This window comes from Kitasatospora sp. NPDC043950, from assembly GCF_056435345.1.
Genome location: NZ_JBWKER010000004.1, coordinates 187222 through 204274, shown reverse-complemented (window position 1 = coordinate 204274; position 17053 = coordinate 187222). Strand labels below are relative to the sequence as shown.

Here is a 17053-nt window from a genome sequence, read left to right as displayed (position 1 = left end):
GACCGTCCAGGTCACCGGGGCTCCGGCATGTGCGGGGGCGCTACGCGTTACGCGGGCACCGAAGCCACGCCGGGGGCGAGGAAGCGCTTGCCGTTCACCCGCTCCGAGACGCCCTCACGGTCCAGGTACGGGGTGATCCCGCCCAGGTGGAAGGGCCAGCCGGCGCCGGTGATCATGCAGAGGTCGATGTCCTGCGCCTCGGCGACGACACCCTCCTCCAGCATCAGGCCGATCTCCTGGGCCACGGCCTCCAGGGCGCGGTCCAGGACCTGCTCCTTGGTCAGCACGGTGTCGCCGAAGGTCAGCAGCTCCAGCACCTCGGGGTCGAGGACCTGCTTGCCGTCCACCCAGGTGTAGAAGCCGCGCTTGCCGGCCTTGACCACCTTGCCGAGGTTCTCGGAGACGGCGAACCGCTCCGGGAACGCGCCGTGCAGGGTCTCCGAGACGTGCAGCGCGATGGCCGGGCCGACCAGCTCCAGCAGCACGATCGGGGACATCGGCAGGCCGAGCGGCTCGACGCCCTTCTCGACGGTGGCGATCGGGGTGCCCTCGTCGATGATGGTCTGGATCTCGCCCATGAAGCGGGTCAGGATCCGGTTCACCACGAACGCCGGGGCGTCCTTGACCAGCACCGAGGTCTTCTTCAGCTTCTTCGAGACGCCGAAGGCGGTGGCCAGCGAGGCGTCGTCGGTCTGCTCGCCGCGGACGATCTCCAGCAGCGGCAGGATCGCGACCGGGTTGAAGAAGTGGAAGCCGACGACCCGCTCGGGGTGCTTCAGCTTCGAGGCCATCTCGGTGACCGACAGCGAGGAGGTGTTGGTCGCCAGCACGCAGGTCGGCGAGACCACGTTCTCCAGGTCCGCGAAGACGGTCTGCTTGACGCCCATCTCCTCGAACACGGCCTCGATCACGAAGTCCGCGTCGCCGAAGGCGGCGGCCTTGTCGAGCGAGCCGCTGACCAGGCCCTTGAGACGGTTGGCCTTGTCCTGGCCGATCCGGCCCTTGCCGAGCAGCTTGTCGATCTCGGCGTGGACGTAGCCGACGCCCTTGTCGACGCGCTCCTGGTCGATGTCGGTGAGGACCACCGGCACCTCCAGACGGCGGGCGAACAGCAGCGCCAGCTGCGAGGCCATCAGACCGGCGCCGACGACGCCGACCTTGCTGACCGGGCGGGCCAGCGACTTGTCCGGCGCGCCGACCGGGCGCTTCGCCCGGCGCTGCACCAGGTTGAAGGCGTAGATGCCGCTGCGCAGCTCGCCGCTCATGATGAGGTCGGCCAGGGCCGCGTCCTCGGCGTCGAAGCCGGCCTGGAGGTCGGAGTCCTTGACCTGCTGGATGATGTCCAGCGCCTTGTAGGCGGCCGGCGCGGCGCCGTGCACCTTGGCGTCGGCGACCAGGCGGCCCCAGGCGACGGCGTCGTCCCAGGCCTTGCCGCGGTCGATCTCCTCGCGCTCGACGACGACGTCGCCCTTGAGGACCTTGGCGGCCCACAGCAGCGACTGCTCCAGGAAGTCGGCCGGCTCGAAGATCGCGTCGGCGATCCCCAGCTCGAACACGTCCTTGCCCTTGAGCTGCTTGTTCTGGTTCATCGAGTTCTCGATGATGACCTTGATCGCCTTCGAGGGGCCGATCAGGTTCGGCAGCAGGGTGCAGCCGCCCCAGCCGGGGACGAGGCCCAGGAAGACCTCCGGCAGCGAGAACGCCGGGACGCCCGCGCTGACCGTGCGGTAGGTGGCGTGCAGGCCGACCTCGACGCCGCCGCCCATCGCCGCGCCGTTGTAGAAGGCGAAGGAGGGGACGGGCAGCGCGGCGATCCGCTTGAAGACCTCGTGGCCGCCCTTGCCGATGGCCAGCGCGTCCGCGTGCTCCTTGAGCAGCTCGACGCCCTTGAGGTCGGCGCCGACCGCGAAGATGAACGGCTTGCCGGTGACGGCGACGGCGACGACCTTGCCCTCGGCGGCCTCGGCCTCGACCTGGTCCAGCGCGGTGGACAGCTTCAGCAGCGAGCCCGGGCCGAAGGTGGTCGGCTTGGTGTGGTCGAAGCCGTTGTCCAGGGTGATCAGGGCCAGCTTGCCGGCCTGCAGCGGCAGGTCCAGGTGGCGCACGTGCGCGGTCGTGACGACCTCGCCGGGGAACAGCTCGGCGCCGTGCTGCAGCAGCTCAGTGGTGCTCGTCATGTTCACTTACCACCCTCGAGCTCGGACGACTTTTCCGCTCCGCTCCAGTGCGGGTTCTCCCAGATGACGGTCCCGCCCATGCCGAAGCCGATGCACATCGTGGTGAGGCCGTAGCGGACGTCCGGGCGCTGCTCGAAGCGGCGGGCCAGCTGGTTCATCAGGCGCACGCCGGAGGAGGCCAGCGGGTGGCCGAAGGCGATCGCGCCGCCGTACGGGTTGACCCGCTCGTCGTCGTCCGCGATGCCGTAGTGGTCGAGGAAGGACAGCACCTGGACGGCGAAGGCCTCGTTGACCTCGAAGGCCTGGATGTCGTCGATGGTCAGACCGGCCTTGGCCAGTGCCTTCTCGGTGGCCGGCACCGGGCCGATGCCCATGACCTCGGGCTCCACGCCCGCGAAGGCGTAGGAGACCAGGCGCATCTTGACCGGGAGGCCGAGCTCCTCGGCGACGTCCTCGGCGGCCAGCAGCGAGGCGGTGGCGCCGTCGTTGAGGCCGGCCGAGTTGCCCGCGGTGATGTTGCCGTGCGGGCGGAAGGGGGTCTTCAGACCGGCCAGGCTCTCCATCGTGGTGCCCGGGCGCATCGGCTCGTCCACGGTGGCCAGGCCCCAGCCGGTCTCGCCGACCTCGGGGTTGGTGTTGCGGATCGAGATCGGTACCAGGTCGGGCTGGATGTCGCCGTTGGCGTACGCCTTGGCGGCCTTCTCCTGCGAGCGCACGGCGTAGGCGTCGCAGCGCTCCTTGGTCAGGTGCGGGAACCGGTCGTGCAGGTTCTCCGCCGTCATGCCCATGAACAGGGCGGACTCGTCGACCAGCTTCTCGGAGACGAAGCGCGGGTTCGGGTCGACGCCCTCGCCCATCGGGTGGCGGCCCATGTGCTCGACGCCGCCGGCCACGACCACGTCGTACGCGCCGAAGGCGATGCCGCCGGCGGTGGCGGTCACGGCCGTGAGCGCACCGGCGCACATGCGGTCGATCGAGTAGCCGGGGACGGACTTGGGCAGGCCGGACAGCAGGGCGGCGGTGCGCCCGATGGTCAGACCCTGGTCGCCGATCTGCGTGGTGGCCGCGATGGCGACCTCGTCGATGCGCTCGACGGGCAGGTTCGGGTTACGGCGCACGAGCTCCCGGATGCACTTGACGACCAGGTCGTCGGCGCGCGTCTCGTGGTAGATGCCCTTCGGGCCGGCCTTGCCGAACGGGGTGCGGACGCCATCGACGAAGACGACGTCCCTCACGGTACGAGGCACGGGGGCTCTCCTCCCAGGGACCAACATTTGAGGTGGGCAGGCTGCCGCCGGTGAAGACCCGAGCGGCGCCGCTTCACCGTCATGCTACCGGTCGGTAACCAACCTGCCCAGGCCTCACGGAGGGTTCACCCCGTGTGTCCCGCGACACGTCCGACCGGCGGAGTTCGAAAGACGGACCCCGAATACGCCGAAGGGGGTGTCGTCACGAGGACGGCACCCCCTCCGGACGCGCTCCAGGTCAGTCCTGGGCGGCCGCGGCCTCGGCGAACGCGGCGGCCACCACCGGCGCCACCAGGTCGACCTGCCACTGCCGGGCGCCGAGCCGGCGCAGCGCGGCGGCCACGCCCGCGGCGGCCGGATCGGCCGGCGGCTCCCAGGAGACCCGGCGCACCAGGTCCGGGGTGATCAGGTTCTCGGCCGGCAGGTTGTGCCGCTCGGCGAGGTCCGCGACCGCGGCGCGCGCCCCGGACAGCCGGGCGGCGGCCACCGGGTCCTTCTCGGCCCAGGCCCGCGGCGGCGGCGGCCCGTCGTGCGGCGCGGAGGCCGGCGGCAGCTGGTTCTCCGGGACCTCCCGGCCCCGCTGGACGGCCGCCAGCCACTGCTCCAGCTGGCGCCGGTGCACCCGCGGCCCGAAGCCCTGGACGCCCTGCAGCGCGGCGATGTTCAGCGGCATGGCCAGTGCGGCGTTGACGATCGCGGCGTCCGAGAGCACCCGGCCCGGCGAGACGTCGCGCTCCTGCGCCAGCCGGTCCCGGGCCAGCCACAGCTCGCGCACCACGGCCAGCTGGCGGCGCCGGCGGACCTTGTGCAGCTGCGAGGTGCGGCGCCACGGGTCGGTGCGCGGAGCCGGGCGCGGTGCGGCGGCGATCGCCGCGAACTCCTCCAGGGCCCAGCCGAGCTTGCCCTGGGCGTCCAGCTCCTGTTCGAGTGCGTCGCGCAGCTCGACCAGCACCTCGACGTCCAGAGCGGCGTAGCGCAGCCACGGCTCGGGCAGCGGGCGGGTGGACCAGTCGACCGCGGAGTGCTCCTTGGCCAGGCTCAGCCCGAGCACGCTCTCGGTCATCGGCCCGAGGCCGACCCGGGCGAAGCCGGCGATCCGCCCGGCCAGCTCGGTGTCGAACAGCTGCCGGGGTCTCATGCCGACCTCGGCCAGGCAGGGCAGGTCCTGGGTGGCCGCGTGCACCACCCATTCGGTGTCGGCGAGGGCGTCGCCCAGGCCGCTGAGGTCGGGGCAGGCGATCGGGTCGATCAGCGCACTGCCGGCGCCCGCACGGCGCAGCTGAATGAGGTACGCGCGCTGCCCGTAGCGGTAGCCGGAGGCCCGCTCGGCGTCGACGGCGACCGGTCCGGTGCCCCCGGCGAAGGCGGCGACGGTGGCGGCCAGCGCCTGCTCGTCCGCCACGACGGGCGGGATCCCCTCCTTCGGTTCGAGGAGCGGGACCGGGGCTGCTTCTTCTGGGATGGCTGCTACGGCGTCGGTCACCCACCAAGGGTACGACGGTCCTCGCGGCCGGGAGTGTTGTCGGACTGGTCAGACCGGGTCCGTGACTATGCCACGGGGCCCGGGCGGTGGCCGAGGGGCACGGCTACGGCGGCCGAGGAGGAAACGTTCCTCCTCGACCGCCGTGGCGGGTCCGTCCGAGGACTCAGTGGATGATGCCGGTGCGCAGCGCGACCGCGACCATCCCGGCGCGGTCGCCGGTGCCCAGCTTGCGGGCGATCCGGGCGAGGTGGCTCTTGACGGTGAGCGCGGACAGGCCCATCGCCACCCCGATCGCCTTGTTCGACTGTCCTTCGGCGACCAGCCGCAGCACCTCGACCTCACGGCCCGACAGCTCGCGGTAGGCGGACTGCTGCGTGCCCGGCGCACCGGGCGCACCGGGGGCTCCGTGGGTTCCGTGGGCGCCCGGCGCACCCACGGCGCCCGGCATGCCCGGCATGCCGGGGCGGCGCATCCGCCCGGCCAGCCCGGCGGCGCCGAGCGGCAGACCCGGGCGGCCGGGCATCGCCACGTTGGTGCGGGTGCCCGTGACGACGTATCCCTTGACGCCGCCGGCCAGCGCGCTGCGGACGGCGCCGATGTCGTCGGCGGCGGACAGGGCCAGGCCGTTGGGCCAGCCCGCGGCGCGGGTCTCGGCCAGGATGGTCAGGCCGGAGCCGTCCGGCAGGTGTACGTCGGCGACGCAGATGTCGCGCGGAGTGGAGACCCGGGGGCGGGCCTCGGCGATCGAGGACACCTCGATCACGTCCCGGACGCCGAGCGCCCACAGGTGGCGGGTGACGGTGTTTCGGACACGGGGATCGGCGATGACCACCATGGCGGTGGGCTTGGTCGGCCGGTAGGCGACCACGTTTGCGGGGTGCTCAAGAAGGACCGACACCAGGCCTCCTGCGGGGAGTGGCGGACGGAACCCCGAGGGGGCGGTCGGAGTGTTCCGCGTTCGGAAAGGGTCACAGTCTGCTTCGGCAGCTACCGTGCCCGGCTTTAGCGAAAGATCACGATCTAGTGAGTAACAATACGGACAAATCGCGCATATGAGTGATACGACCCGTCCTGAATTCGCACAAAATCGATCAGATCTGGTGCTGATCGGTCGGTTTCAGCCGGTTAATTGACCCAGAGCGGGTTCGAAGTCACACTCCGTCAGCCCTGGGGGTGGCATCGGGGCGGTCGGGGCCGCCCGGCCCGGTGCGCCACTCCTCAGTGCGAACGAGGACGCCGCCGCGCGGGCATCGGGACCACCCCACCGAGTGACGGCACATCGGCCGGCGCCTGCGGGGCCGGCGCGGCCGGCGGCAGGCCGGCGCTGATGCACAGCAGGTCCCCCCAGGCCGCCAGGTGCCGCTCGAACCGGCCGTCGGCCGGCGTCCAGGAGGCCCGGATCTCGATCTCGGTCGAGGACGGGCGGTCCGCCAGCCCGCCGAAGTACTGCGAGGCGCAGTGGCTCACCGTGCCGGACGGCTCCGCGTACCCGGCCCCGTGTGCCTGCAGCGAGTCCAGCAGCCAGGCCCAGCCGACCTCCGAGAGCATCGGGTCGCCGGCCATCTCCGGCTCCAGCTCCGCCCGGGTCATCGTCACCACCCGGAACTCCCCGTTCCAGGCCTCCTGCCCGGCCGGGTCGTACAGCAGCACCAGCCGGCCGTCCGCCAGCTCCTCGCCGTCCACCTCCACCGAGGCGGTCACCGCGAACGCGTACGGGGCCAGCCGGCGCGGGGCCGGCGCGGGGGAGAGCTGGATCTCGGGCCGCAGACGTGCTCCGTCGAGGGCCTCCACGGCGGCCCGGAACTCGCTCGGAGCCCCCTCCCGACCTGTTCCGCCACCTGCTCCGCCACCCTGCGCGGGGTGCCCGCCGACCGCTGCCATGACCCGAAGACTAGGTCGAAAACCGCGGTTAAGGCCGCAACTTCCGTCCGAGCGGCGTGCCGGAACGGCAAACCCGGCCAGATCTTGGAGGAACCGACGAGACCGGCCGGGAAGAGCGCCCCGAGGCGCATGCGAAGATTTGGACCGTGAGCGAGACTACGGCAGACACCACGGCGGCCACCCCCGACGGCAGGCCCACCCCCGCGCGCCGCGGCGCCGCGCACGACTCCGCGTTCCTGCGCGCCTGCCGGCACGAGCCCGTGCCGCACACCCCGGTGTGGTTCATGCGCCAGGCCGGCCGCTCGCTGCCCGAGTACCTGAAGGTCCGCGAGGGCATCCCCATGCTGGAGTCCTGCATGCGGCCCGAGCTGGTCAAGGAGATCACCCTCCAGCCGGTCCGTCGGCACAAGGTGGACGCGGCGATCTTCTTCAGCGACATCGTGGTGCCGCTCAAGGCCGTCGGCATCGACGTCGAGATCAAGCCCAACGTCGGCCCGGTCATCGCGGACCCGATCCGCACCGCCGAGGACCTCAAGCGGCTGCGCCCGCTGGAGCCCGACGACGTCCCCTACATCACCGAGGCCGTCGGCCTGCTGGTGGACGAACTCGGCGAGACCCCGCTGATCGGCTTCGCCGGCGCCCCCTACACGCTGGCCAGCTACCTGGTCGAGGGCGGCCCGTCCAAGAACCACGAGCACACCAAGGCCATGATGTACGGCCAGCCCGAGCTGTGGGCCGCCCTGGTCGACCGGCTCGCCGACATCACCTCCACCTTCCTGAAGGTGCAGATCGAGGCCGGCGCCTCGGCCGTCCAGCTCTTCGACTCCTGGGTCGGCTCGCTGGCCCCCGACGACTACCGCCGCTCGGTCATGCCGTCCAGCACCAAGGTCTTCGACGCCGTCGCCTCCTACGGCGTGCCGCGGATCCACTTCGGCGTCGGCACCGGCGAACTCCTCGGCCTGATGGGCCAGGCCGGCGCGGACATCGTCGGCGTCGACTGGCGGGTGCCGCTGAACGTCGCGGCCGAGCGCGTCGGCCCCGGCAAGGGCCTCCAGGGCAACCTCGACCCGGCCGTGCTGTTCGCCCCCACCAAGGTCGTCGAGACCAAGGCCCGCGAGGTGCTGCACGCCGCCCAGGCCCTCGGCACCAGCGGCCACATCTTCAACCTCGGCCACGGCGTCCTGCCGTCCATGGACCCGGACGCCCTCTCCCGCCTCGTCGCCTTCGTCCACGAGGCCAGCGCCCGCTGACCCCGGCGGCGTGCCCCCTCCCGACCGGGCGGGGGCACGCCGTGCTCAGTCCTCGCTCAGTCCTCCGCGGGCCCTTCCCGCGGGCCGGACTCCGGGGGCAGCGCGGTCGCCGGGCGGCGCCGGCGCCGCAGCCGGTACACCAGCGCCGCCGGGACGCCCAGCACCAGCAGGAACGGCGCCACCGCCGCGAGCCCCACCGCCAGGGCGCGCACGATCGCCACCAGCACGTGCCAGCCGCCGCCCAGCGCGGAGCCGACCGACGCCCCGAAGTCCTCGCCGCCGCCCTTCGGCGGTGCCGGGGTGGGCGTCGGCGAGGCGGCCGCACGGCGCACGTCCAGCGTGACGGTCGAGAACGAGGTCTTGCCGGCCAGCTCCTTCTGCTGCTTCTGGAGCGACTCCAGGTCGGCCTCCCAGCGGCTCAACTCGGCCTCCAGCGTGGTCACCTCGCTCAGCGACTTCGCCTGCCCCATCAGCGCCCGCACCCGCTCCACGCTCGCCTGCTGGGTCTGCACCCGGCTCGCCACATCCGCGACCTGCTGGGTCAGATCGTCCGCCTGGCTCCTGCGGGACACCACCTGGCCCAGCGCGGCCAGCTGGTCCAGCGTCTGCTGGTAGGCGGCGGAGGGGATCCTCAGCGTCAGCTGGCCGCCCGCCTCGCCCCCCGCCGTGCTCCCCGGCCCGCCCTCCACCGCGCCGGGTACCGACTCGGTGCCGACGTAGCCACCCGCGGCCGCCGTCAACTCCCGGGCCTTCGCCAGCACCTGGGCGACGTCCCCGGTCCGCAGCGTCAACTGCGCGGTGTACGCGATCAGCCGGTTGTCCGCGACCGGCTGGGCGCTCGCCCCCGCCGCCGGAGCCGTCCCGGCGGCGCTCGGCGCGGCGGCCGGTGCCGCCGGGGCGACGGCGTCCGCCTTCGCCGCCTCCCCCGCCCGGCCCGCACCGCCGGCGCTGCACGCCCCGACCAGCAGCACGCCCGCGGTCGCTACCGCCAGCGCCCCCGTTCCTGCCCGTCTCCCCATTCCGAAGCCCTCCCCAAGTCCGCTGTGAGATCTGCCCATTGGACGAAGGAACGCCCCGAGCGGACCCCGCCGGGAGGTCGCGACTCGATCACAGCTCGGCAGCGGACCGGACAACCTCGATGCCCGCCCGCCGCAGCAGCGCCGCCGTCACCCCGTCCCCGGGGCGCAGCTCCCCGGTGAACGTCCCGTCGTACACCCGCCCGCAGCCGCAGGACGGGCTGCGCGCCATCAGCACCGCCCGCCGCGCCCCCGCGGCCTCGGCCGCCGCCAGCGCCGCCCGGGCCCCGGCCACGAACTCCGCCGTACAGTCCGCGCCCGTCGCGTCCACCACCCGGGCCCGCCCGTCCAGCACGTCCGCCCCGTCCCCGCCGACGATCTCCGCCGCAGGGCGCGGGGTCGGCAGCCCGCCGGCCCCCTCCGGGCACACCACCACCGCCCGCCCCGCCTCGACCAGCCCCACCACGTCCGGCGAGGTCTTCGCCCGCCCGTCGTACCGGCACGGCACCCCGGCCAGACACGCACTCACCACGATCGGTTCCATAGCACACAGCCTAGGCAGCGGCTCGCAGGGCCTCGGAACTCGCTATCTTGGGAGCATGAGCGAGCTGCCGGACTGGATGTACGCGCCCAGAGACGAGGGCTGGTTTGCCGATGACCTCGACCACCTGCCGCAGGCGCCGCGCCACACCGAACTGATCGATGGGGCACTGGTCTTCGTGATGTCTCCGCAGCGCTGGTGGCACGGTGAAGTTGTCGACAACCTGAAGATGGCGCTGATTCCCCAGGTCCCGGAAGGGGCCAGGGTCGGGCGGGAGATGTCGATCAAGCTCGACAGGCGGAACCGTCCCGAGCCGGACGTTCTCGTCGTCAAGGCCAATTTCGAGAGAAAGCGCACGCAGTTCACTCCTGATGAAGTCCTGCTCGTCATCGAGGTCGTCTCGCCTGAGTCCGTAGACCGTGACCGTTTCGTCAAGGTCCGCAAGTATGCCGAGGCAGGGATCCCGCACTACTGGATCGTCGAGGAGGAAGAGGGCGGTCGGCCAGCCGTACACGTCTACGAGCTGGACCAGGCGACCTCGGCGTACGTGCCCGCCGGGATCTTCCGGGAGTCGTTGGAGCGCCCGGTGCCGTTCCCGATCATGATCGACCTGAACGCGCTGGCGGATTGAGGGCCCGGTGTAAAGACCTGCGAGACTGCGAGGCATGTCGGATGCACAGGTCGTCGTCGTCGGTGGTGGGATCGCGGGGCTGGCTGCGGCCGCCTTTCTGAGCGGGGCCGCCGGGGGGCCGGCGCGGGCGCGGGTGACGCTGCTGGAGGCGTCTGAGCGGGTCGGCGGGAAGCTGCGGGGCGGCGAGGTCGGCGGGGTCCGGGTGGACCTGGGGGCCGAGTCGATGCTCGCGCGGCGGCCGGAGGCGGTGGAGCTGGCACGGGCGGTCGGGCTGGGCGAGGAACTGGAGCCGCCGACCACCGCGAAGGCCTCGATCTGGACGCGGGGCGCACTGCGCCCGCTGCCGGGCGGGCAGGTGATGGGCGTCCCGGGCGACCTGGACGCGCTGGCGGCCTCCGGAGTGCTCACCGCCGCGGGGCTGGAGCGGGCCCGGCACGAGGGCGCCACCGAGGTCGGGGACGACGTGGCGATCGGCCGCTACGTCGCCGACCGGCTGGGCCAGGAAGTGGTGGACCGGCTGGTCGAGCCGCTGCTGGGCGGCGTCTACGCCGGGCGGGCCGAGGAGATCTCGCTGCGCGCCGCCGTGCCGCAGCTGCTGGCGATCGCGCGGGGCGGCGGCTCGCTGGTCGACGGGGTGCACGAGCTGGCCTCGCGGCCGAAGGTGGTCGGCACACCGGTGTTCCAGGGCCTGCGCGGCGGGCTCGGCACCCTGCCGGAGGCCGTCGCCACCGCCTGCCGGAAGGCGGGCGTGGACCTGCGCACTGGTGCGCCGGTGGACGGGCTGCACCGCACCCCCGGGGGCTGGCGGGTGGTGACCGGCGACGGCGAGGTGCTGCACGCGGACGCCGTGGTGCTGGCCGTCCCGGCGCCGGCCGCGGCCCGGCTGCTGCGCGCGGACGCGCCGGCGGCGGCCGCCGAGCTGGACGCCGTCGAGTACGCGGGCATGGCGCTGGTGACCCTGGCGTTCCGCCGGGCCGACCTGGCGGAGCTGCCGGCCGGCAGCGGGTTCCTGGTGCCGCCGGTGGACGGGCGGCGGATCAAGGCGTCGACCTTCTCCTCCAACAAGTGGGGCTGGCTGGGGCGTTCCGCCCCGGACGCGTTCCTGCTGCGCACCTCGCTGGGCCGCTACCGCGAGGAGGAGGCACTGGAGCTGCCGGACGAGGAACTGGTGGCACGGTCGCTGGCGGACCTCCGGGAGGCGATCGGCCTGACCGCCCGGCCGTACGACACCGCCGTCTCGCGCTTCCGGGCGGGCCTGCCGCAGTACCCGGTGGGCCACCTGGACCGGGTGGCCCGGGTCCGGGCGGCGGCGGCCGGGGTGGGGGGACTGGCGCTGTGCGGCGCCGCGTACGACGGGGTCGGCATTCCGGCCTGCATCGGCTCGGCGGCCGCCGCGGTGGCCGCCCTCGACAAACTGTTGACCCCGGCAACCGGGGAAGGTTCCACGGAGAGGACAATGGGCGCATGACTGAGACCGTTGAGCGGCAGCCGGAGCAGCAGCCCGAGAAGAAGAAGGCGCGCGACCTGAACCAGGTCATCCGCTACACCATGTGGTCGGTGTTCAAGCTCAAGGGCACGCTGCCCGAGGACCGGACGGCGCTGGCCGCCGAGGTGGACGAGCTGTTCGCCCAGCTGGCCGCGAAGGACGTGACGGTGCGCGGCACGTACGACGTGTCCGGTCTGCGCGCGGACGCCGACCTCATGGTCTGGTGGCACGCCGAGGATTCGGACGACCTGCAGGAGGCGTACAACCGCTTCCGCCGCACCGGTCTGGGCCGTCAGCTGGAGCCGGTCTGGTCCAACATGGCGCTGCACCGCCCCGCCGAGTTCAACAAGTCGCACATCCCGGCGTTCCTCGCCGACGAGCGCGCGCGCGACTACGTCTGCGTGTACCCGTTCGTCCGCTCCTACGAGTGGTACCTGCTGCCGGACGCCGAGCGGCGCGCGATGCTCGCCGAGCACGGCCAGATGGCCCGCGGCTACCCGGACGTGCGGGCCAACACGGTGGCCTCGTTCGCGCTCGGCGACTACGAGTGGCTGCTCGCCTTCGAGGCGGACGAGCTGCACCGCATCGTCGACCTGATGCGCGACCTGCGCCCCTCCCGGGCCCGGCTGCACGTCCGCGAGGAGGTGCCGTTCTTCACCGGCCGCCGCAAGCCGGTCAGCGAGCTGCTCAACGGCCTGGCCTGAGTTCCGCGGGATCGGTGAACGGGGTTCGCTTCGGCGGGCCCCGTTTGCGTGTCACGTCCGGTGGGGGCGGAGGGCGGCGCGCAGGCGGGGGTCGGGGAGGACGGCGGGGCCGTTCATGGCGACGGCGGTGAGCAGTTCGCGCTCCTCGTCGTCCGCGAGGCCGTGCTGGCGGGCCGGTCGGACCTCGCGCAGCACCTCCTGGCCGACCGGGGACGCCCAGCGGGTGTAGGGGTAGACGTCGACCCGGGCCATCAGCAGGGTGCCCGAGGTGAGCACCAGCGGCAGCGAGAACCAGGCGAGCGGGGCGACGGTGTCACCGCCGGTGAAGCCGGTGAGGGTCAGCGCGGCGGCCAGCAGGAGGAGCGTCAGCAGCAGTGCGTGCCGCACCTGCCGGACCACCAGGACGGTGCTGCGCTGGACCAGGGCCGGGGTGGCCAGGCCGGCCAGCGAGAGCCGGGCGCCGATCTCCAGGACGGTCGGGTGCTCGGCCATCGCCCGGCGCAGCCCGTCGGTGCGGCACTGGCCGTCGGGGCCGACGGTGACGATGACCGCGCGCTCCAGGCGGCTGCGGCCCCGGGGGTCGACCACCGTGGTCCAGCCGGTGTGCGCCAGGTGCAGCCGGCCCCGGCCGGCCATCAGGACGAGGGCGAGTTCGACCACCCGGTCCGGGCCGCCGGCCAGGTAGGCCGTCTCGTACAGCCCGATCCCGACGGCCTCGGGCGGGCGCAGGCCGTCCGCCTCGGCCAGGGCGTCGGCGGTGGCGGTCGTCCGGACGAGCCGGAGACACGAGAGGACCGCCGCGACGCACGCCGGTATCAGGAACAGCAACCACATGGGCTTGTTGTATGCCTGGGCCGATGGCGCGGGGAACGGCTTCCCGGACCGCGATACCGAACTGTGACGTCAGGAGCCGCAGCCGCCGCCACCACCGCAGCTCGACGAGGACGACCCGCAACTGGAGGAGGACGACCCGCAGCTCGACGAGGAGGAGCCGCAACTGCTGGAGCCGGAGCCGCAGCTGGAGGACGAGGATCCGCAGCTGCTGCCGCTTCCCCCGCAGCCGGAGGAGCCGGAGTGGGAGGAGCCGCACCAGGCCGTGGAGCCCCCGCAGGAGGACCCGGACGAGCTGCACGAGCTGGGGGGAGAGCTGGTGGAGGAGCCCGTCGAGGAGGAGGCGGCGTAGGAGCTCGCGGCGGCCGACTTCATCGCCTCGTCCTGGGCGGACGCGGCCAGCATCGCGGACCGCAGCTCGTCGTCCTCCAGCCCGGCGGTGGCCAGCCCGCCGAGCGCGAGGGCGCCCAGCAGCACGCCGCCGGTCGCCTTCGGCGACAGGCCGGCGCTCGGCGTCCACGGCGTGCCGACCTTCATCAGGGAGAGCTGGCGCCGCCCGGCCGGGGTGATCCGGCCCTTGGCCGGCCAGGTGACGAGCAGGCTGATCCCGCCGAAGACCAGGAGCACCACCGGGATCCACAGCGCGGGGCGGTCGGAGCCGGCGCCGCCCTCGTCCAGCACGTGGGAGAGGACGGTCGAGACGGCGACGCCGAGCAGCGCGAGCCAGAGCAGCCGCCGGGCGGTGCGGGCCCGCCGCAGCCGCTCGGGGTGGCGCATCAGGCCGCGGTCGGCGAGCCGGTCGCCGATCTCCTGCACGGCGGCGGAGCGCATCACGGCGCGGCGCAGCGGGGCGAGTTCACGGCTGCCGCCCGGGCCGACGGCGTCCAGGACGGCCTGGTCGACGGCGTCGTACGGCTTGTGCCCGGTGAGGGTGACCAGGCCGGCGCGGCTGATCACGGCCCGCTCGGAGAGGTGCATCCGGATCAGGGCGGTGTCGAAGACCCGGCCGGGGCCGCCGGACAGGAAGGCGGCGTCCATCAGCGGCAGGCCGCGGCCCGGCAGGCCCTGGACGTGCGGGACGTGGCCGACCCGCTGCTTGGTCCGGGACGCGTACAGCGAGGCCGCCACCAGCAGGACGGCGGGGATGACGAAGTAGGTGTTGTGCCACATGGGCGGGTTCCCCCCGAAGGTGTGCGGTGAAGGCGGGTGCTCAGCGCCGCAGGGCTCGGCGCAGACGGGCGAACGCGCCGGGCGGCCGCTCGGCGGCCGGGTGGAGCCACTGCTCCAGGGACCGGCGGTGGTCGGCGGCGAGCGGGCCGCCGTCGGCGAGCGCCCAGGCGGCGAAGGCCCGGGCGTCGGCGCGGTAGCCGCCGGTCTGCGGGTGCCGGCGGGCGTAGTCGAGGAACAGCGGCCCGTACGGCCGGCCGAGCAGGCGGGGCAGTTCGGGGGCCACCTTGGCGACGGTGTCCCGCCGTTTGGTGGCCAGGCCGGTGGACTGGGCGCGGACCTGGTCCGGGTCGAAGCCGGGCGGGACGGGCCCGCCGGCCACCAGGGCGGCGAGCAGGTCCTCCTGGCGCCGCGCCAGCCGGGCGCGGGTGCCGCTCGGGCACGCTCCCGCCGCGGTCCCCCGGGGCTCGGCGCGGGGGGCCGGTGGGGCCGTCCGCGGGGTGCTCCCCTCCAGCACCCGGCGGACGGCGTCCAGTTCGCCGGCCAGCTCGCTGGGCGGCGGGAAGTCGGCGTCCCGTTCCAGCAGGACGCCGGGTGGTGCGACCCGTGCGCAGAGTTCGGCCAGGACCTCCAGCACCGGTTCGGTGACGGGGTGGGCGTGGGTGTCGTGCCAGACGCCGTCGACCAGGGTGCCGCCGGCGACGTGGACGTAGGCGAGCGCCTCCAGCGGCAGGCGGTCCAGTTCGGCGGCCGGGTCGATGCCGAGGTTGACCCGGTTGGTGTGCAGGTTGGCGACGTCGATCAGCAGCCGGACGCCGGTCCGCTCGACCAGTTCGGCGAGGAACTGCCCCTCGGTCAGCTCTTCGTCGGGCCAGGCCAGCTGGGCGGCGATGTTCTCCAGGGCGAGCGGCACCGGGAGCTGGTCCTGGGCGATCCGGACGTTCTCGGCGATCACCCGCAGCGAGTCCCGGGTGCGGGGGACGGGCAGCAGGTGGCCGGCCTCCAGGCCGCCGGCCCGGACGAACGCCAGGTGTTCGGTGACCAACGGGGAGTCGAGGGCGAGTGCCGCCTCGGCGAGCTTGGCGAGCCGGGCGGGGTCGGGCAGGTCGGCGCCGCCGAGGCCGAGCGCCACGCCGTGCGGGACGACGGTGACGCCGCGGGCGCGCAGGACGGTCAGGGACTCGGGCAGGTGGTCGGCGCAGATGTTCTCGGCGACCACCTCGACCCAGTCCAGGCCGGGTTGGCGTTCGACGACGGTGTCGATCTCGCTGCGCCAGCCGAGGCCGACGCCGAGGCGGGGCGCGCCGTCCCGCGCCGGGGTGGCGGAGCCGGGCAGGTCCAGGGCAGGGGAGGTCATCGGTTCGCCCCCTTTCGGAGGGCCGGGTGGGGAGGCCGCCGGGTGGTGCGGGCTTCGTCGCCAGGACCGCGCGGCCGTGTGCTGAGGATGTCCCCGGGTGGGACGGCTGCCAAGCCCCGCCCGGTCTTCTCAGAGCATTATTTGAGCTTGCCGCTGCGGGGGTGAGGGACTTTGGTCCCGAGCCGGGGCCGTTGCCGCAGGTGAGGCGCACCGGCGAGGGGAAATTCGAAGGCGCCGGACGGGCGTCGGGGTTAGCGTGGGAACCCATGACTTCTTTGACGATCCGTGACTTCCGCCCCGACGACGCCGAGGCCGTGGCCGCCGCCCACCGGGCCGGGCGCGAGCACCTGGTGATGACCTCCGAGGCCCTGCTCTGGCTTAACGGCCGGCAGAGCCCGGGCGAGCACTTCCGCACCTTCGTCGCCGAGCTGGACGGCCGGGTGGTCGGCGCGGTGCGCTGCGCGGTGGTGCTCGGGACGACGACCACCGGCGTCGGGTACGCCAACGGCAGCGTGCTGCCGCAGTTCCGGCGGCGCGGCGCGTCCACCGCGCTGCTGGCCGCGGCCGAACGGCACCTGGCCGGGCACGGAGTGAGCGAGCTGCACACCTGGCTGGACGACGAGCCCGCCTCGCTGGCCTTCGCCGCCGCCCGTGGCTACGAGCTCGGGCGCGCGGCGCAGTTCGGCGGACGGGACTTGGCGCTGCCGCTGCCGCAGGCGCCCGTACGGCCGGCCGGCGTCGAGCTGCGCCCGGCCGGAGACTGGGCGGCCGACCCACGCCCGCTGTTCCTGGTCGAGGCGGACGCCATCCAGGACGAGCCCGGCGAGGTGCCGATGGACGCCCTGGACTACGAGGACTGGCTGCGGGGCGACTGGGCCCGGCCGGACCTGGACCGGGCGCTGACCGTCGTCGCCGTGGTGGACGGCGAACCGGCCGCGTTCAGCATGGCGCAGACCGACGGGGTGGACCGCTACTGGTCCGCGTTCACCGCCTGCCGCCGGGAGTTCCGCGGGCGAGGGCTGAGCAAGCTGGCCAAGCTGGAGTCGCTGCGCCTGGCGGCCGCGGCGGGCTACCGGCGCGCGTACACCTCCAACGACGAGACCAATGCGCCGATGCTCGCGATCAACGCGTGGCTGGGGTACGAGCGGTGCGCGGGGGAACGCAAGGGGATCAAGCGCTTGAAGTGACGCCGGGTGCGGCGATCCTGACGGTGGGAATTGCCGCGAGGGGGGTATTTCCGGCCACGGAGGGGACTTAACCAGGGCACACAGTTCGTGGTCGA

15 protein-coding genes are annotated in these 17053 nt (G+C 73.5%); 5 read left to right on the top strand and 10 right to left on the bottom strand.

Annotation, left to right across the window (positions count from 1 at the left end; genetic code table 11):
* Window positions 1–47: 47 nt before the first annotated feature.
* The 5 genes from AC07BF_RS04515 to AC07BF_RS04495 form a co-directional block, all read right to left on the bottom strand.
* Complete coding sequence (locus AC07BF_RS04515; protein WP_400807418.1) at window positions 48–2177, bottom strand: 3-hydroxyacyl-CoA dehydrogenase NAD-binding domain-containing protein; 2130 nt, start codon at window positions 2175–2177, stop codon at window positions 48–50.
* A 2-nt stretch (window positions 2178–2179) separates the two neighbouring features.
* The gene (locus AC07BF_RS04510) at window positions 2180–3424 is read right to left on the bottom strand and encodes a thiolase family protein (RefSeq protein WP_363580382.1); all 1245 of its coding nucleotides are present in this window, start codon (window positions 3422–3424) and stop codon (window positions 2180–2182) included.
* A gap of 238 nt (window positions 3425–3662) precedes the next feature.
* Window positions 3663–4907 (bottom strand): HRDC domain-containing protein, encoded by a 1245-nt coding sequence (locus tag AC07BF_RS04505; protein ID WP_363580384.1) that lies wholly within the window; start codon window positions 4905–4907, stop codon window positions 3663–3665.
* Between the two features lie 163 nt (window positions 4908–5070).
* Complete coding sequence (locus AC07BF_RS04500) at window positions 5071–5805, bottom strand: response regulator transcription factor (RefSeq protein ID WP_063349472.1); 735 nt, start codon at window positions 5803–5805, stop codon at window positions 5071–5073.
* A gap of 320 nt (window positions 5806–6125) precedes the next feature.
* Entirely contained in the window at window positions 6126–6788 is a 663-nt protein-coding gene (locus AC07BF_RS04495) for a DUF3000 domain-containing protein (protein WP_363368843.1), read from the bottom strand.
* 146 nt (window positions 6789–6934) lie between these two features.
* Between AC07BF_RS04495 and hemE the strand changes: the two genes are divergently transcribed.
* Window positions 6935–8038, top strand: coding sequence for a uroporphyrinogen decarboxylase (gene hemE, locus AC07BF_RS04490; RefSeq protein ID WP_063349474.1), 1104 nt, complete (start codon window positions 6935–6937; stop codon window positions 8036–8038).
* A 56-nt stretch (window positions 8039–8094) separates the two neighbouring features.
* Here hemE and AC07BF_RS04485 read toward each other — a convergent pair whose 3' ends face one another.
* Both AC07BF_RS04485 and AC07BF_RS04480 read right to left on the bottom strand, forming a co-directional pair.
* Window positions 8095–9057: a DUF4349 domain-containing protein gene (locus AC07BF_RS04485; RefSeq protein WP_478332912.1), complete on the bottom strand. Its 963-nt coding sequence runs from the start codon at window positions 9055–9057 to the stop codon at window positions 8095–8097.
* Window positions 9058–9145: 88 nt separating this feature from the next.
* Window positions 9146–9598, bottom strand: coding sequence for a 2-thiouracil desulfurase family protein (locus AC07BF_RS04480; protein WP_363627966.1), 453 nt, complete (start codon window positions 9596–9598; stop codon window positions 9146–9148).
* Window positions 9599–9653: 55 nt separating this feature from the next.
* Here AC07BF_RS04480 and AC07BF_RS04475 point away from each other — a divergent pair, with 55 nt between their 5' ends.
* Genes AC07BF_RS04475 through hemQ form a run of 3 tightly spaced genes read left to right on the top strand, consistent with a single transcriptional unit; the run spans window position 9654 to window position 12416 of the window.
* Window positions 9654–10226 carry a Uma2 family endonuclease gene (locus tag AC07BF_RS04475; protein WP_363618745.1) on the top strand — a complete coding sequence of 191 codons (573 nt, stop codon included), beginning with the start codon at window positions 9654–9656 and terminating at the stop codon, window positions 10224–10226.
* A 34-nt stretch (window positions 10227–10260) separates the two neighbouring features.
* Window positions 10261–11694 (top strand): protoporphyrinogen oxidase, encoded by a 1434-nt coding sequence (hemG, locus tag AC07BF_RS04470; RefSeq protein WP_363627965.1) that lies wholly within the window; start codon window positions 10261–10263, stop codon window positions 11692–11694.
* Complete coding sequence (hemQ, locus tag AC07BF_RS04465; RefSeq protein ID WP_363580394.1) at window positions 11691–12416, top strand: hydrogen peroxide-dependent heme synthase; 726 nt, start codon at window positions 11691–11693, stop codon at window positions 12414–12416. The genes hemG and hemQ overlap by 4 nt, the downstream gene beginning before the upstream one ends.
* Before the next feature lie 51 nt (window positions 12417–12467).
* Here hemQ and AC07BF_RS04460 read toward each other — a convergent pair whose 3' ends face one another.
* From AC07BF_RS04460 to AC07BF_RS04450, 3 genes are all read right to left on the bottom strand, one after another.
* Window positions 12468–13250: a TIGR04222 domain-containing membrane protein gene (locus AC07BF_RS04460; RefSeq protein ID WP_363580396.1), complete on the bottom strand. Its 783-nt coding sequence runs from the start codon at window positions 13248–13250 to the stop codon at window positions 12468–12470.
* 69 nt (window positions 13251–13319) lie between these two features.
* Complete coding sequence (locus AC07BF_RS04455; protein WP_363627964.1) at window positions 13320–14417, bottom strand: TIGR04222 domain-containing membrane protein; 1098 nt, start codon at window positions 14415–14417, stop codon at window positions 13320–13322.
* Window positions 14418–14457: 40 nt separating this feature from the next.
* A complete protein-coding gene (locus AC07BF_RS04450) occupies window positions 14458–15771 on the bottom strand; it encodes an MbnB/TglH/ChrH family RiPP precursor modification enzyme (protein ID WP_363627963.1) in 1314 nt (437 codons plus the stop codon).
* 266 nt (window positions 15772–16037) lie between these two features.
* Between AC07BF_RS04450 and AC07BF_RS04445 the strand changes: the two genes are divergently transcribed.
* A complete protein-coding gene (locus AC07BF_RS04445) occupies window positions 16038–16958 on the top strand; it encodes a GNAT family N-acetyltransferase (protein ID WP_363627962.1) in 921 nt (306 codons plus the stop codon).
* The last annotated feature ends 95 nt before the right edge of the window (window positions 16959–17053 follow it).

What these genes read in the sequence shown, in the direction of transcription:
- AC07BF_RS04515 (WP_400807418.1), bottom strand. Translation starts at nt 2,177, where the DNA reads ATGACGAGCACCACTGAGCTGCTGCAGCACGGCGCCGAGCTGTTCCCC.
- AC07BF_RS04495 (WP_363368843.1), bottom strand. Translation starts at nt 6,788, where the DNA reads ATGGCAGCGGTCGGCGGGCACCCCGCGCAGGGTGGCGGAGCAGGTGGC.
- AC07BF_RS04485 (WP_478332912.1), bottom strand. Translation starts at nt 9,057, where the DNA reads ATGGGGAGACGGGCAGGAACGGGGGCGCTGGCGGTAGCGACCGCGGGC.
- AC07BF_RS04480 (WP_363627966.1), bottom strand. Translation starts at nt 9,598, where the DNA reads ATGGAACCGATCGTGGTGAGTGCGTGTCTGGCCGGGGTGCCGTGCCGG.
- AC07BF_RS04475 (WP_363618745.1), top strand. Translation starts at nt 9,654, where the DNA reads ATGAGCGAGCTGCCGGACTGGATGTACGCGCCCAGAGACGAGGGCTGG.
- hemG (WP_363627965.1), top strand. Translation starts at nt 10,261, where the DNA reads ATGTCGGATGCACAGGTCGTCGTCGTCGGTGGTGGGATCGCGGGGCTG.
- hemQ (WP_363580394.1), top strand. Translation starts at nt 11,691, where the DNA reads ATGACTGAGACCGTTGAGCGGCAGCCGGAGCAGCAGCCCGAGAAGAAG.
- AC07BF_RS04460 (WP_363580396.1), bottom strand. Translation starts at nt 13,250, where the DNA reads ATGTGGTTGCTGTTCCTGATACCGGCGTGCGTCGCGGCGGTCCTCTCG.
- AC07BF_RS04455 (WP_363627964.1), bottom strand. Translation starts at nt 14,417, where the DNA reads ATGTGGCACAACACCTACTTCGTCATCCCCGCCGTCCTGCTGGTGGCG.
- AC07BF_RS04450 (WP_363627963.1), bottom strand. Translation starts at nt 15,771, where the DNA reads ATGACCTCCCCTGCCCTGGACCTGCCCGGCTCCGCCACCCCGGCGCGG.
- AC07BF_RS04445 (WP_363627962.1), top strand. Translation starts at nt 16,038, where the DNA reads ATGACTTCTTTGACGATCCGTGACTTCCGCCCCGACGACGCCGAGGCC.